10 protein-coding genes and 5 tRNA genes are annotated in these 16055 nt (G+C 29.0%); 11 read left to right on the forward strand and 4 right to left on the reverse strand.

Annotated elements, in window-relative coordinates; translation table 4 throughout:
- Window positions 1–851: 851 nt before the first annotated feature.
- From QJQ40_RS02495 to QJQ40_RS02505, 3 genes are all read right to left on the reverse strand, one after another.
- A complete protein-coding gene (locus QJQ40_RS02495) occupies window positions 852–2510 on the reverse strand; it encodes an MIP family Ig-specific serine endopeptidase (RefSeq protein ID WP_282861069.1) in 1659 nt (552 codons plus the stop codon).
- A 126-nt stretch (window positions 2511–2636) separates the two neighbouring features.
- Window positions 2637–5660 carry a P110/LppT family adhesin N-terminal domain gene (locus QJQ40_RS02500; RefSeq protein ID WP_282861070.1) on the reverse strand — a complete coding sequence of 1008 codons (3024 nt, stop codon included), beginning with the start codon at window positions 5658–5660 and terminating at the stop codon, window positions 2637–2639.
- Window positions 5661–5670: 10 nt separating this feature from the next.
- Window positions 5671–8760 (reverse strand): P97 family adhesin, encoded by a 3090-nt coding sequence (locus QJQ40_RS02505; RefSeq protein WP_282861071.1) that lies wholly within the window; start codon window positions 8758–8760, stop codon window positions 5671–5673.
- Between the two features lie 258 nt (window positions 8761–9018).
- Between QJQ40_RS02505 and QJQ40_RS02510 the strand changes: the two genes are divergently transcribed.
- From QJQ40_RS02510 to QJQ40_RS02560, 11 genes are all read left to right on the forward strand, one after another.
- Window positions 9019–9699: a hypothetical protein gene (locus QJQ40_RS02510; RefSeq protein ID WP_282861072.1), complete on the forward strand. Its 681-nt coding sequence runs from the start codon at window positions 9019–9021 to the stop codon at window positions 9697–9699.
- A gap of 9 nt (window positions 9700–9708) precedes the next feature.
- Window positions 9709–11865 carry a phenylalanine--tRNA ligase subunit beta gene (locus QJQ40_RS02515; protein ID WP_282861073.1) on the forward strand — a complete coding sequence of 719 codons (2157 nt, stop codon included), beginning with the start codon at window positions 9709–9711 and terminating at the stop codon, window positions 11863–11865.
- 25 nt (window positions 11866–11890) lie between these two features.
- A complete protein-coding gene (gene rpmF, locus QJQ40_RS02520) occupies window positions 11891–12088 on the forward strand; it encodes a 50S ribosomal protein L32 (RefSeq protein ID WP_044283976.1) in 198 nt (65 codons plus the stop codon).
- Between the two features lie 70 nt (window positions 12089–12158).
- A tRNA-Asn gene (locus QJQ40_RS02525) sits at window positions 12159–12233 on the forward strand.
- A gap of 2 nt (window positions 12234–12235) precedes the next feature.
- Window positions 12236–12311 (forward strand) — tRNA-Glu (locus QJQ40_RS02530).
- A 6-nt stretch (window positions 12312–12317) separates the two neighbouring features.
- Window positions 12318–12393 (forward strand) — tRNA-Val (locus QJQ40_RS02535).
- A 3-nt stretch (window positions 12394–12396) separates the two neighbouring features.
- Window positions 12397–12472 (forward strand) — tRNA-Thr (locus QJQ40_RS02540).
- Between the two features lie 29 nt (window positions 12473–12501).
- A tRNA-Leu gene (locus tag QJQ40_RS02545) sits at window positions 12502–12585 on the forward strand.
- A 42-nt stretch (window positions 12586–12627) separates the two neighbouring features.
- A complete protein-coding gene (gene truB, locus QJQ40_RS02550; protein ID WP_282861074.1) occupies window positions 12628–13470 on the forward strand; it encodes a tRNA pseudouridine(55) synthase TruB in 843 nt (280 codons plus the stop codon).
- 7 nt (window positions 13471–13477) lie between these two features.
- Window positions 13478–14290, forward strand: a complete 813-nt coding sequence (locus tag QJQ40_RS02555) for a YcsE-related riboflavin metabolism phosphatase (RefSeq protein ID WP_282861075.1) — start codon at window positions 13478–13480, stop codon at window positions 14288–14290.
- A gap of 1 nt (window position 14291) precedes the next feature.
- Entirely contained in the window at window positions 14292–15137 is an 846-nt protein-coding gene (locus tag QJQ40_RS02560; RefSeq protein ID WP_282861077.1) for an FAD synthase, read from the forward strand.
- Here the strand turns inward: QJQ40_RS02560 and QJQ40_RS02565 are convergent.
- On the reverse strand, window positions 15124–15939 hold the full coding sequence (locus QJQ40_RS02565; RefSeq protein WP_282861078.1) for a MurR/RpiR family transcriptional regulator: 816 nt from the start codon (window positions 15937–15939) through the stop codon (window positions 15124–15126). The genes QJQ40_RS02560 and QJQ40_RS02565 overlap by 14 nt on opposite strands.
- Window positions 15940–16055 lie beyond the last annotated feature (116 nt).

Raw genomic sequence — 16055 nt, forward strand, 5'->3', positions numbered from 1 at the left:
AACAAAATTATCCTTTTATTTTAAAGCAACAACTAATAAACTAGATGTTAAAACCCTTTGATTTAGATGATAATTTGTATTCTAGGCACATTTTTTAATAATTTTGGCAAAAATGTGTGGCCGTCACAATTATAAATTTTGTTGGGAAAAAACCACCGTTGGATTTAGTTGCAAAAAAACCTTAATTTTTTGAGTTTCCCAGTTTGATGGTAAAAATTCGCTTTTTAGTGAATGCAAAAACGCAAAAATACCCGTAAATTCGGGTTTTTTGACGCTAAAATCTTTATTTTTATTATTTTGAAACCGACCTTTTGCAAAAAAAAAAAAAAATGCTTGGTCTAAAATAAAATTATGTTATATTAACTCTTGCTAAGAATAAAATAATAAATTTTGAGATTAGAATTAAGGGGGAATTAGTTATGTTTTTGTTTAATAAGCTCAGATAGTGAGAATTTTCCGTTATATTTTTAAATATGATGGTATGCCTTAAATTTAACCGTTTAGAAATCTATAAATTTAGGGCTTTTGGTTATTGTTCTTTCAAAACTTCATATGTTTTTTAGGCTCAATGCAAATAAAAACGAGTTTTCTATTTGCATTGAGTTTAAATAGTAGTTGTATTTTTTTATGATTTTGTTAGTGTTTTGAACTAAAAAAGCAGTTTAAAAATTTCATAATTTTGGTTTTTAAGTTAAAAATTTTAGCTTTTCTAGTTTGCTTTATTTGATTAGTAAGTAGATTTCGTTTTATGGTTGTTAGATTTAAAATTCAGACTTAATAAAAAATCTCAAGCTTTAAAAAACTTGAGATTTCCGAGAATTAATTATTTTTTTATTTTAACTTTTTAAGTATTAAGTGCCATCTGGAAATAGTAAAGTTTTGCGAAAATCTTTAAATTCGCCTTCATTTTCAGATAATTTTTTTAAGTTTTGCCGATATGATTTTTCTTGTTTGGGAAACAGTTTTTTATTTGTACCATCAATTAAGTTGTGTGCTAGTCCATAAGAGTCAAAATCAGCAATTTGGACAAAAGAAGTATAACCAGCTTTGCCACTAATGTCTAAATTACCTCCTCTGGTTTGAACAGCAGAATAAATACCAACAGGTAAGCCATAATCGTTAATGACGAGCGACCCAGATGCTCCATAATACAGTCCACTATTTTCAATAAAGGTTATAAAGCCAAAAGGAGAATAACTTCTGTTAGGACTGAGGATATCATTCAGTGCTAAACCATTGGTAAAACTATCGTTGGAAATTGCAAAAGACTTGTTAGTTAAGTTTTTTGGATAATTTCTCATCAAAAATTGTTGTCCATCAAGACTTGGATAACCTAATAAATAAAGTTTTGTGGTATTAGGAGATAAAATCGCAGATTCGCTAATTCCTAATTTTTCTGGCTCAGCAATACCTTTTTGATAAATTGAGGTATAATCATAACTTATATAAGGTACTGCGTTTTTGTCATGATTTGGATACTGTTGTGTCTGAAACTTAGCAATATCTTGCTCGATGTCTACAATTGCCTTTTCGATATGCTCTTTGAATAATTGAAGATTTTCCTTGTTTTCATCATTTTTTGAAATGAGCTCATCTAATTTTGCTAAATTAACTTTTAGTCCAAAAACAGCAAAATCTTTACCAATTCCATTGTTTATTTTTTGACTACCAGGAGATGTGACCGATGTTTGTTTTAGTTGCTCATTTGTTTGATTATCAAAAATATTTAAAGCCACAAAGACAGTTTTGGGATTATCAAAAATTCCTTCGATAGGAACCTCACTCCCTCCTCCTAATTGCTTGTTAATAAAGTAAACGGGAGTATTGTTTGCATCTGGTCTTGAGTTATTATCAATTGCTTGGATGTTAGCTTCTTTTTTTGGCACACCAATAATAAAGCTATCTACTTTTTCGCCGTTGTTTGGCTCAGTAAAATATTCAGGGAAAGTGTCTTTATATTTTGAATCTAAAGTGTTAAAAGATCTGGCAAAAACGTGAGCGTTTGTAGCAATATACAACATTACTTCCGTCTTGTTTTCATTGTAAGCAGCATCTAATAATCAACCTGTTCCTGTCGGCTCATATTTGACAACATCATCAAGATTGTTCTCATCTGTTTTGTCAACGCTATTGAAAGCGATTGCAAAAGTTCTGTTTTTTAGCTTTTCATATGCTTGCGCATCTGTTAGTTTTGCTAAATTAGATGCTAATTCTTGTTTTTGTTGTTCTCCTAAGCGTTTAGCATTTTCTATTTCTCTTTGTATAAAATTCGGATTGAAATGAGGGACAAAATCCTGTTGGCCATTTTGCGGGTTATTTTGTGGTGGAGTAGTTATTGTTTCTTTTGCACTATCTAATGAAGTATTTGGTTTTTGTTCTATCACTTTTTTTGGTTGTTCTTTTTCATGGCAAGCAACTAGAAAGGCAACTACACTTAATGGTGTAACAATTGAACCGGAAATAATTAAAAATGTTTTCAATTTTCCTATTTCTTTATTATTTTTTTTCATAAGTTTGCACACCTTAAAATAAAAGTTTGATTAAATTAGTAGAAAAATTCAGACAACTAGTTTTTTATCTATGCTTTTGATTACCCACTTTTGTTAATTTTTTCTACTAACTTAGGTGCAAAGATTTTATTTTAAATATGCATTAATAAAAGAGCGTTTGATTTCTTCCCGAGCTGCTTTTCCTAAAGGGCTAGTCAATTGAGAATTATTATAAACAGCAAGCCCTTTAAGAATTATAGAACCATTTGAATTTTGACTTTGAGTTAAATCTGATTCACTTGCACTAGGATTAACTGGCATTTTTTCAGGGTTAGGGCCAATTTGAGATCAATCAAGATTGAAAAAATTAGGAAATGGGGTTCACACACCAGTTAAATGGTTTACATTATAAATTGTTTTAGCATTTAAACTAACTGAAAATGGCGAATTTAGTTGATTATTTGACGAAGAATAAGCTGTAATTTCAAAAGATCAAGGTGTTTTAATAATTTCAAGGAGAATATCCTGATCCTGTTCAATTATTGGATTAATTTTTTGGCCAACAAATGGCGAAGAATTTCGAAATTCTTGTGAAAAAAAACGGCTTTCATCGGTACGATTTGCAATTTCCATTAATGGCCGATATTCAGAATTAGGCGGAAAGCCATCAGAATTTTCCTTTATATCTGACGAAAAAAACCTATTTTTTATATTTCAAGAATTAGGACCAAGAACAACAGCTTGTTTTTCTTTTAAAGAAGTTGAAAATGATTCTAATCCTAAATGTAGTGAATTTTGACCTTGGCGAAAATGATTATTTAACGATTTAAAATTTTCAACTTGTTGAAAATCAAAACCAATAACATATTCGTCAATTTTTGCATCAGTCTGTTTGGTATCTATTGAAGAATTGGAATTAATTTCTACTTTACCATCTACAATTTTTCCTTCAATTGGTTTTGATTTTTCAACATATTTAGATCTTCCAACTTTTTGAATGAAAAGTCCACTACCATTTGAGTCTGAAAGTAAATAATGTCTTTTATAATCGTTAATATTTTTTGGTCTAAAAGCAAAGTAAACAACTCCTGAATTTACTCGTGAAAATGGGGCGGGATTTGTTTTTGGTGACTCGGTTGAACTAGAAGTATTCTCGGTTTTTGGCGAATTATCCATGAATTTAAAGGATTTTTTTATTTCAAGGCCATTGTGGGTTAGCTTATTTTCGATAGAATTACTATCCTGAAAATGAATGTCATTATCAGATAAGTCTTGAATTTTTAGCGATTCAGTTGGTGAAGTTTGTGAAAAACTAGCTTTTCCGTCAAGGAAAAAGGTTGGATAAAATTTGGAAGCAACATCAAAAGCGCTTTGTTGTGAACTTAAAACATTATTAATCTGGATTTTTGAAGAGGCTAATTTTTCGTTGTTTTTAGTAGAAACCAGTGAAAATTCAATAACAAAATTATCACTTTGTTTTTCAAAATTTATTTCTGGTTTGACATCAAGTGAAATAAAATTATGCTGTAAATTTAAGGCTTTTCAGATAGATTTTCCTAAAGTTAATTGTTCATTTTTACTTTTGCCTTCAGCTGAATCTGAAAAAGTTTGGGCTTGAATTGCTTGGGATTTTGAACTTTCTGAAATTTCTATTAACTCATTTTTATACTGTTCAAGCGAATCTTTGGTTGGATTTTTACCAAAATCAAGCAAATAAAGCTGACTAACTAATTTTTCATCAGGATTTTTAGTGTCAATTCGACTAGATGATTCCTTAATTTCATTAAATATTTGAACCAATTTATCCGAACTAAGCGCCGGAGTATTTGAAGCTTTTGGCAAAGAAAAATCTTGTAATTTAGCTTGAGGTAAATTCTTTGCAAAAATACGCGAAAATACGTTCAAATCAGGTTTGATGTCAGTGTCAAATTTAAAATCTAAAACTTTTATAAATTTTTGTGGGTCTCTTTTTGTTAAAGTTCCACTTAAGCTTAAACGAACTTTTCCGTCTTTAATTAAATTTAGGCGATCTTGTTCACTGATTTCAGACAAATCTTTAAGAACAATATCTATATTTACGAAATAATTTTTTAATTTATTAGTATTTAGACTAAATTCATTGCTAGTGTAATTAAATAATTCTGAAAACTTTTTTGGCGGTGAGCTGTCTGTTTCATCTTGAGTTGAATACAAATATGATCCAAGTGACAAATTTTTGCTAACAAGATTTTGCTGGATTTGAGGTTTTAGTTTTATTTCAGGAATTAACTCATCATTTAGTCAAGATTTTATTTCTGATTCAATTTCTTGATCGTTAGCAATTCCTTTTATTTCCAGCTGAATTGGAGTTTTTTTATCACCATCAATTAAGTCAAAATTAAGGTAATTTTTGCCAGCTTCAGAAAAAAAACTAAGATTATTGTCAACAATTGTTGGTTCAAGAGTCAAACCTTTGCGAATAAAGGACGGATTTCCTAAACTATTTATGAAATTATAGCTTCCTTTGAGTGCTAAAAGTGCTTTTTCAAAAGCAATAAATTTTTGGTTTTCTGTGGCTTGAGCAACACTAAAACTAGCTTGAATTTTAGATTTAAATTCAGCAAAACTAATTAAATTTTTTGAATCTATATTAATTGATGACTTTTTTTCATTAATTTCAAATTTTGAAAAATCATCAACAACTTTGTTTTCGTCAGCAAAATTTTTGATATCAATTGCTTTTGAAAAAATTTGATTGTCATTTTTTGACTTTAAAAATAAGACAATATTTTTTATCGAATTCCCACTAACTTGTGCATTTATCAAATCATAAGTAATTTGATATTCATTTTCATATAATTTATTAAGGTCTATTAATGATAAAAGGTCAAAATTATAAATTTTGCTTTTTGCCAAATTTAATGCGGTAAATGCGGTTAAATTTTTAAAATCATCCTTAACAGTCAAATTATCAAACAAACCAGCTAGTCCATTTTTAAAAGGATTTTGTTCTTGATCTAAACTCAATGTTTGAATCTCTTCATTTAATTTTTGATAGTAAGAACGATTATAAGAATAAATTCCTAAGGGAATTGAAACGGCAAGCCCGCTAGCTAATGCTAAAGATGAAATTCCGATAACTATATTTGATGTTTTACTTGAAAAATGCTTAAAATTGAAGAACTTTTTCATTTTCACCTCGTTAGTTTTTTTGTTGATCTGAACTGGATGGCTGTGAATTATTTGATTTTTTTACTGAAATTTTTAAACTGCGTGAGACTAAAACTTCGGCTGGATTTGTATTATTTTGGGCAGAATTAAGAATAGAAACTGTTAGTAAAAAATTTATTGTATCTGTTTTTATTGAATTTTCAAAGCTAGGAAATATATCAAATCTTAGTTGGTCATTTCCTAATGGTTTTGAAAAATATTCTTTAGTTTTTTTGAAATTATTAAGATTGGTTTCTAATGATGAAGCTTGTGAAGTTTGACCATTTTGCTGCTCAGTTGTGCTAGTTTGGGGTTCAGAAATCTTTTTAAATGTTTCTTCATTTACTTCAAAATTCAATAATTCAGAAGGAATTGAGTCTGCTAGTGAATTAAGTTTTTCTTGATTTGAAACTTTTGGATCAATTTTTTCAGAAGATAAATTAATTAAAATTTTTCTAACGGGTGTTTGAAGGGAAAATTTGTTAGTATTTTCATCCCCAATATTGTAATAAAAATTTAGTGTTAAATATTCATAATTTTCACTATTTGTTAAATTTTGCGCAGCTTCTCCGGGCTGTTGAGGCTGTTCAGCCTGTACAGTTTGTTCAGACCCTTCTGTCCCTTCGGTCGGTTCAGTCTGTTGTTCACCTTCTTGTTCAGGTTTAGGTTCCTCTGTTATTTTTTTAATTTCTTGATTAAGAGTTTGCTTTGAAATTTCGTTACCTTTTTTAAAAACTATTTCATAATTTAAATTTGAATCTATTTTTTCTCATGCCAAAAAATTACTCAACTGGGCTGATTTTAAATAAAAAGCTAATAAAACATCAGCAAGAGTAAAAAATTTAGCACTTTGTTTGTAGTTTTCCTTTATTTGATTAAGATCAAAATTAGTGTTAGATTCCTTAAAAATTTCCTGATCTTTCAATGCGGCTAAAACTTCTGAAGTTGATTTTTCTTTCAAATCACCAATTTGAGTTTTTATCGTTTGGGGTAGAAATAATGTTGAAAAAAAGCCCTGATTAAAAACATCTTCAAAATGATTATTAAAGCTTAAAACATGAATATTTGTGTTATTAAGGTTAATTTTTGCTGCTTTTTTAAAGATATCTTCCTGCAAATCATCATCAAAAGTCTGTAAAGAAGAACGGTTTTGATTAAGAAGTCCAAAATATTTAGCTAATTCAAAAAATATTTTAGCAATTTTATTGGGTTCTTGCTGAATATAGTTTGCAAAAAAAGCTGCTACATCAGATGGATTTTGAAAAAAAGTATTTGAAACTAAAGAACTAACTGCTAAATTTTGAGATGAATTTGCGGAATTTATACTAGTTGTTGTTTCAAACTTTTTAAAACGGGAAATATCATCTAAGCTAGGAATCAAGGTTTTACCTGATCAAGATCTAACTTTTGCCTCAAAATTATCAAAATTATAATTATAAGATGAAGGCAAACTCAATTTATCGGCTAAGGTTTTATAATCCTGTTTTAGTAATAAATTGTCTAATTCTTCTTTATTTAACGGCACTTTTGCAAAAACAGGTTCGCCAAAAGTTGAAATAAATTGCGCTAAATTGGCACTTTTATTGTCAAAAAGTGGATTTTGTTGATAAATTATCCCTTTTTGTGTTCCAGGAATAGAAAAATTACCAAAAGCATTTCCAGAAGAAGCATTAGAATTTATAGGCAAACCAAAGCCATCAATTCTTAAAATTAACTGCTTTTCATTGATAATTTCGTTTGAATTATTATCAAAAAAAGACTCATTTAGGACAATTTTATATGGTAATTCGATAACGTATTTTCCGTTGTCATTTATTAGTTTTGCATTTGGTGTGTCAAAAATAAAATCAATACCTTGCTTATCTGATGGGATTAACTTATTAAAATTACCAAAATCTAAAGATAAATCTTCAGCTAACAATGGGTTTATCAAGTCTTTAATGCTTGAATTTTTTAAATAAGGGTTGGATTCAAATTTTATTTTTGCAAAAAAATCAAAAGGATTTTGCTTGCTTATGAGAAGTTTATTATCTTTTTCCTCTGTATTATAAATTAACGGTTTTAATTTGAGATTTGCAAAAAAATCATTAACATCCAAAAATATTGATTTTTTATCTTTGGATTCAAGGTTTATATTGATAATTTTATTTCCATTATTTTCAAAATTATCGCCTAATTGATCAAGAGCCGATTGAGTCAAACTAGCCTGCAAAAACATTGTTGCAATATTGTTTTGAACACTAACAAATTGGTTGGTTGCCGCATCTTTTGCAAAATTTATATCGAAAATTTGGGCATTTGTTTCAGGAATTAAATTTTCTTTTGAGTTTTTAACAGAAGAAATTAAATCAGTAAGTTTTGGGAAAATTTGCCCTAAATTTTTTTCAACTTCAGAAGAATCTTGACTAGAATTAATTTTAGCGGCAAAATCTGAAGCTCGGTATAAATTATTTTGCACTAAATTCGAATTTTCCTCAGAAAAATTCGATATTGTCGTATTAAAATTTGAGACTGCATCTTCTATTTTTTTTGTAATTTTTTGCAGTGCAAAGTTAAAATCTGCTTTTAGAAACTTTCTTGAGTCATAAAAAGAAACAGGATATAAAACAAAATCTGACTGCGCAAAATTTTGGTCAGTTATTTTTTGTCTTGCTCTAAATTTAATAATAAAATTTTGATTTAAATCATCAAAATTTAAATCAACAAAGTCAAAAACTGGCGAGTTAGTTTTTTCATTTTGCTGTTCAAATTTAACAAGTTGTTTTGAATCTTCACTAAAATAATAAGGAACCAAGTACTCATCAAGTTTAATTGTGTTTTTAAGAGCATTTCCGTCAAATAATAAACTTTTGATTGCAGAAAAATCGCTATTTTTGCTTATTTTTTCAGGATTAAATGCAACATATTTTACTTTTTTTACAAATTGTTGAACTTCTTCGCGCGGATGTTTTCCGTTATATTTAAATGTAAAACTAATTCCAACTGTTATTCCAACAAAAGCTAACGCCGAGAAAAATGATGACAAAATTAATACTTTTCTTTTATTTTTTTTAATTTTGGCTGCTAAACTTGATGAATTCATAGTCAACTCCTAAATTTTAATAAAATAATAAATTATAGCATATTTTGGCTTTTTGGCATAGAACTGCTATTATGTTTAAAAATAATAGCAAATTGATTTTTAAAACATAAAATAAGAAAATTAGCAACTTTTTTGTTTTATTTGCTAAAAAAGTAAATAAAATTTTGCTTTTGTTTAAGTAAGTTATGCTATAATTTTACCTTATTTAATTTAAATCTCTTTCTATTTTAATATTTTAAAACATAAAATTCTTAGATCATGCCAAACTCACTTAATTTAATATCACTTTTAACTAAAAGAATTACTGATTTTTTATCTATCTACGGTTTTGAACACATTAAATCTGATGAACTGACAACTTTTGAGAAAAATTTTGTAAGGCTAAATATTGACAAATCTCACCCTGCTTTTGACCCAACTCAAAGTCTTGTTTTTGACAACGAAAATTTACTGGCCACTCATAAAACTGGTGTTTCAATTGAAGCAATAGCAAAATATCCTAATCAAGAACGGGCTTTTTTTTCTTTTGGAAAAGTTTTCCGAAACGACGAAGAAGACGCAACTCATTCTCATCAGTTTAATCAATTAGATTTAGTTGCAACCGGAAAATACACTGTCTCACATCTTAAAGGATTGCTTAGTGATTTGCTTGAATTTGTCTTTGAAACAAAACTAGAAACCCGTTTTCGCCCATCATATTTCCCATTTACGCAACCCTCTTTTGAAGTAGATATTTTTTATCAAGGGCGTTGAATTGAGGTTTTAGGATGTGGACTTTTGCACCCAAAAGTTATGAAAAATGCCGGATTTACTGATAAAAATATTTACGGAATTGCCGCTGGAATTGGGATTGAAAGACTAGCTGCTATTAAATTCGGGATTAGTGATATTCGTGAATTTTATAAAAATGATTTACGTTTTTTAAAACAATTTTGATAGGTAAAAAAAATGCTTTTTTCATTAAGAAGATTAAAAAAAATAGCTAATATTGATCATATTAGCGACGAAAAAGTGATTGATGCTTTGATTAGTCTTAGTTTTGAAGTTGATAAAATTTCAAAACTAAACGAAATTTCTGGCATAAAATTTGGAAATATTCTTGAAGTTAAAAAAAATGAAAATGCTGACAATTTAACGATTTGTCAAGTTCAGTTTGACGACAAAATAAGACAAATTCAAACTGCAGCAAAAAATGTCCAAAAAGACAAGCAAGTTTTAGCTTTTGTTCCTGGTTCGACAAATGGAATAATAACTTTTGAAGCTAAAAAATTGCGCGGCCACATTTCTGAAGGAATGCTAGTTTCGGCTAGTGAATTAGGTTTTAGTGCTAAACTTTTAAGTCCAGAACTAGACCAAGGAGTGCTTGTTTTTGATCCAATTTTTGATCTAAAACAAAATCCGCTTGAAATTTTAGAATTATCTGACCTAATTTTAGATATCAAACTTTTATGAAACAGGCCAGATGCAAATTCTTATTTAGTAATAGCAATTGAACTTGCTGCTTTTTTTGCCACAAAATTGGATTTGGACTTTGACAAACTAAATTTTGATGGCAAAATTAAGTCAAATTTAGAAATTATTACTGAAAAAAATGAGTCAAAAGTTGCTGCTATTAAGATTGAAAAAGTTCCTAATCTTGGCTTAGTAGATATTTTTTTACTTTTAAAATCAGGTGTTAAAATTGCTGATTTAAACCAAAATTTTGCTAATTTTGTCTTAATTTACACAGGTCAGCCATCTTATTTTTTACAAACAAATCAAAATCAAAACCAAATTAAATTGACTTATCAAGATACAAAATTACTGGAAATTCAAGACTCATTTGCTACTTTTCAATTTTGAAACAATGATGAGTTAATACTAATTCCTGAAATATTCCAAAAACCAATAGAAAAAGATCAAAATTTATATTTAATAATGCCTAAATTTGACTCAGCAAAAATTAGGCAAATTAATCATAATTTTAATTTAAGCAGTCCCTCAGCAAGACAATTGGCAAAAAATTACAGTCAAGGAACAACACTTTTAAGCTTTATTTTTCTAGAATTTTTCCTTGAAAAACACGGGATTAATTTTTCTGCACCAATCAATTTTGACAAAAATCACTTTGACCAAAGATCTAGCATTAATTTTGGACTTGAAGAAGTCCAAAATATTTTAGGAATTGAACTTGAACAAAAAGATTTTGAAAAAATTAACCTAATTCTTCAGAAAATCTATTATAATTTTAATTCTCAGAGTTTTTTAGCACCGTTTTATCGTGTTGACATTGAATTTTTTGCCGATTATTCTGCTGATTTTCTTAGATTTTATGGGCTTGAAAAATTAGGAAACAAAAAATTAGCTAAAGTAGAGAGATCAATTTCTGTTGTTGATCCAAAGCCAATCCAGCTAAAAACTTTAGGCTATTTTGAAGCTAATTCGTTCCTTTTAATTTCTCAGTCAGAAAATTTTAACCCATTAAATCTAAAAACTCAAACCTTATCGACTTATACATCCCAAGAACACACAACAATTAGATATTCGCTCGCCTGACAACTAGCAAAAATTATAAAATATAATGTTAAGCGAAAAATGACTGATATTAGCCTTTATGAAACAGGTAGTGTCTCTGAGAAACATCAAGTTTTTGCCATGGCTTCGACAGTTTATAATCTTGAAACTCTAAAAGATCATTTAAAAATTTTATATAGTGATAACTTTAGTTTTAAGCCGGCCAAATCTGAATTTCTAAATCCTTCAGCGTCTCAATTTATTTATTGAAATAATACTTTAGTTGGCTGAGTTGGACAAATAAGTGAAAAATATGACTACCAAAATATCAATTTTCTTGAAATAATTGTTTCGAAAATTGATCTTGAACAGAAAAATAAACTTGTTAAGTTCGAGCAATATGATAATTCGCAACTTAAATATCGAGATATTACGCTATCTTTAGATAAAAACGATATTCCTGACACCTATTTAGACGTTATTAAAAAAATTCCAGAAATTTTTTCAATAAAATTAAAAGATTATGTTATAATTAATAATCGCCAGAAAATTACTTACAGAGTAACTGGAACTGACAAGGTTTGTCAGGAAATAGATAAATTTTATAAATAATTTCTTCTATTTTTAAAGGAAAAAAATGGCTATAGTTCCGAAACGAAAAACCTCCAAACAAAGAAAACATAAGCGAAATTCTCATTCAGCATTAAAATTGCCAAACCTTGTGAATTGCAGCAATTGTTCTAATAAACAATTACAACATCATGTTTGTCAATTTTGTGGATTTTATAAGAATCGTAAAGTTATAAATTTCCAAGCAATCAATGATAAACATTAACAAGAAAAAAAATTAAAAATTTTCTTGTTAAAATAAAATTTTATAGTATAATTACTTTTGGTTTTATTTTGCCGATTTAGCTCAGCGGTAGAGCAGCTGGCTGTTAACCAGTTGGTCGCAGGTTCGATCCCCGCAATCGGCGCCATTGGCCCGTTGGTGAAGCGGTTAACACACATGGTTTTCATCCATGGATTCACGGGTTCGAGTCCCGTACGGGTCACCAAAGATTGGAAGATTAGCTCAGCTGGGAGAGCAACGCCCTTACAAGGCGAAGGTCAGGGGTTCAAGTCCCTTATCTTCCACCATTAGCCACTTTAGCTCAGCAGGCAGAGCAGTCGCCTTGTAAGCGAAAGGTCGTAGGTTCGATTCCTATAAGTGGCACCATCTTTTTAGATAGAGTTTCTAAGTTATGCGCGCAAGTGGTGAAATGGCAGACACGCTAGATTTAGGCTCTAGTGCCTTCGGGCGTAAGGGTTCAAGTCCCTTCTTGCGCACCAGCTTAAGATCAACTTTTAGTTGATTTTTTTATTTTTATAATAATGGTTACATTCCTTTATAAGCCAAAAAATGTTAGTTCTGCGACTTTTTTAAGAAAATGAGCAAAAATAAACTCAATCAAAAAAGCAGGCCACTCAGGAACTCTTGATCCTTTTGCATCTGGTTTGTTATTAGTCGCTACTGATGATGATACAAAATTATTGCCTTATTTAGATCAAAAAAACAAAACTTACATTGCCCAAGTCAGTTTCGGTTTTTATTCAACAACTTTTGATATAGATGGGGAAATTTTTGCCTGTAAATCTCCAACTCGAGTAACAAAAACAGCGCTCGAGTCCAAATTGCTAGAATTAGAACAGCTAGAATTACAGGTCCCGCCGATTTTTTCAAGTAAAAAAATTAGCGGAAAACGTGCTTATGAATATGCGCGAAATGGTAAAGATATAGAATTAGCGCCTATTAAAATAAAAATATCTAAAACCATTTTATTAGAATTTAATGAAAAAAAACAGATAGCGACAATACTCTGAGAAGTTTCAAAAGGTTGTTATATCCGTTCACTGGCTAATGATTTAGGTAAAATGCTAAAAACTGGTGGATATTTATCCGAATTAGAGCGTGTTAAAATCGGTAATTTTGATTTTTCATTTGTTAATTTGCCTTTAAAAATACAGAATTTCCTTGATTTTCCGCAAATTTTAGTCAATTTAGATCAACTTATTGAACTTTTAAATGGAAAGAAAATTAATTATTTTACCAAAGACAACGAATTTATTCAGCTTGTTTTTAATGAACATTTAGTTGGTTTTGGCAAAATAATTAATAATGAACTTATACCAAAAAAAATTTTTGGTAACAAAGTTAAAAACTTAATAAAAATTTAGGCTTATAATGAATAAATTTAAAATTTTTGCAACAGATATTGATGATACAATTGTACCCCATGGTGGTCAAGAAATTCCCGAAAAAATAGACTTGCTTTTTTCAAAATTAAAAGAGAAAAATATTATCACAACTTTTGTAACTGGCCGTGATTTTGTGACAATTGGGCAATTAATTAATACAAAAAATGTCGATTACTTCATTGGAGCCAATGGTGCTTTCATTTTTGATTTCAAAAAAAAGCAAATGATTTATGAAAATCCTATTAAAATCAGTGATTTTTTAAAAATTGTTGAGTTTTTTGATCAACACAAAATTCGCTACATAATTATGGACTCTGAGTGAATTTATACCTCAAACTACTTTCCGGCGCATTCTTCAAAGTTTTTAAGTCCGTATTTTGATCGAATGAAACCGTTAAAAATGTGTAATTTTAAGAATAATTTCCACATTTTTACAGTTGTTGATGATCAGGACACAACTTCTGAAATACAGTTAAAATTTGAAGAATTTGCCGAAAAAAATAATCTAAATGTTAGTGTCAGCTCGAGGTGGTCTTGAGGCTTTTTCATTGGTGCAAAAAACGTTGACAAAATGCAGACCTTAGAAATTCTTGCAAAAATGCATAATGTTGAAATTCACGAAATTATTGCCTTTGGTGATTCGCGAAATGACACTAAAATGCTAAAAAATGTTGGCTTTGGTGTTGCAATGGAAAACTCGACAGTTCCAGAGGTAAAAGAAGCTGCAAAAGATATTGCCCCACCTGTTGATTCTTTTGGTGTTTACCTTAAAGCATTAGAATTAAACATAATTGATTAAAATGACAAAAGTCTTTTATTATCCAAGCTCAAAATTTGATTTTGCTGATCCTGTTTTTGTTCTGGGTGGATTTGAATCATTTCATTTAGGTCATCTTGAACTTCTTAAAAATGCAACAATTTTAGGGCAAAATGTTATCTTAATGCTGATTAGAGATCCATCAAAACTACCAAAAAATACAGGCAAAAATTTCACTGATCTTGATGCCCGCATTCAAATGATGGCTAATTCTGGAGTTCAAAATATCTTAATTTTTGACTTTAATTCCCAAATGCAAGAACTTGATGGCCAAGAATTTATTGAAATTTTTTTAAATTATGGCACTAAATTTTTTGTTGTTGGCAAAAATTTTAGTTTTGGCAAAAACGCTAGTTGAAATTCGAAGAAATTACAAAATTTCTTCCCCAAAACTAAAATTATTGACCATTTAGCTGAAAACAATAAAAAAATTTCAACAAAAAATTTAAAACTTTTCCTTGAATTTGGTGACTTTGAAAATTTAAATAAGTTTTTGGCTTCAAATTTTTTAGTTAGCACCTCCATTAGCCCTGAAGGAAATTTTACTTGAGACTCAGGGTTAATCTGTCCTGCTCCAGGGATTTATCTTGGCTATTTTGTTAATATAAAAGAAAATATAAAATTTCCGGTCATTATTCATATAGAATTTGATAGCCCGGCCGGAAAAGTCCATTTTTTTGAACAGCCAAATACGCATTCAGGTTTTCTTGAAATTATCAAGCAGATTCGCCTTATTTATTCACAAAAAAACAATGTCTTGAAAGATCAAGACATTGAAAATGCAAAACAATTATTCAAAGAAAAGCATACAAAAATTAGTCAAATTTAGTTTTTCTATGTCAAACACGCATAAATTCAGTATATAAATCTGAACGGTTGACATTTAGTTCTCTTTGAAGTTTTGTAGTTAATAAGTCTGCCACAAAAAGTTGGGATATTTTTGCACCAATTGAAAAAAGACTATTATTTTGCTCTAAATTATCAACATAAACAACTTCTGAATATTGAGTCGGCTCGAGCGAAATATTAGAAGTAATAAAAATAGTATAAATTTGTTGTTGCTTTAATAGTTTAGCAATCGCAAGTGCACTTTTTGAAGTCATAGAAGTTGAAAAAATAAATAAACAAGTATTCATAGGCGAATCAACTCAGGCAGCAATATCAGTGATTGAATTAGCCCTAAAAGCATTTAAGTGTAAATTTCTTAAATTATTTGTAAATTCAGTTGCAGCAACTACGGATGCACCAGCACCAAAAACAATAATTTTATCCATTTTTAACATCATATTAGCAATTCGATTAATTTGATCAACATCTAAAATTGCCAAAGTTTTTTCAATACTGTGAGCATAAAGAAGATTTATGTTCTCAATTTCATCATTTTCATTATATAAATTGTTTTCTTTATCAATTTTTAGTCATTCAATTACGAATTTTTTTAGTTCTTTAAAGTTATTAAAACCAAGTTTTTTAGTTAATTGAGTAATTGTTCCGACGCTAATAAATAAAATTGCAGCAAGTTCGTTAATTGTTAGCTCCACAAATTTTTGTGGTTTTGTTTCTATGAAACGAATTATTAGTTTTTCAATATGTGTTAATTTAAAATTTTTCGAAATAGTAAGTACACTCATAATAATTTAATTATACTAAAAAAATAAAAAAAATTTTATAAATTTTATAAATTTTTATACTATTAAAAAAATTTATAAAATCAAGGGCTAAAACTCCGAAAAAATTATTTTCAAAC

The organism is Mesomycoplasma ovipneumoniae (assembly GCF_030012565.1).
Taxonomy (GTDB): Bacteria; Bacillota_I; Bacilli_A; order Mycoplasmatales; family Metamycoplasmataceae; genus Mesomycoplasma; species Mesomycoplasma ovipneumoniae_D.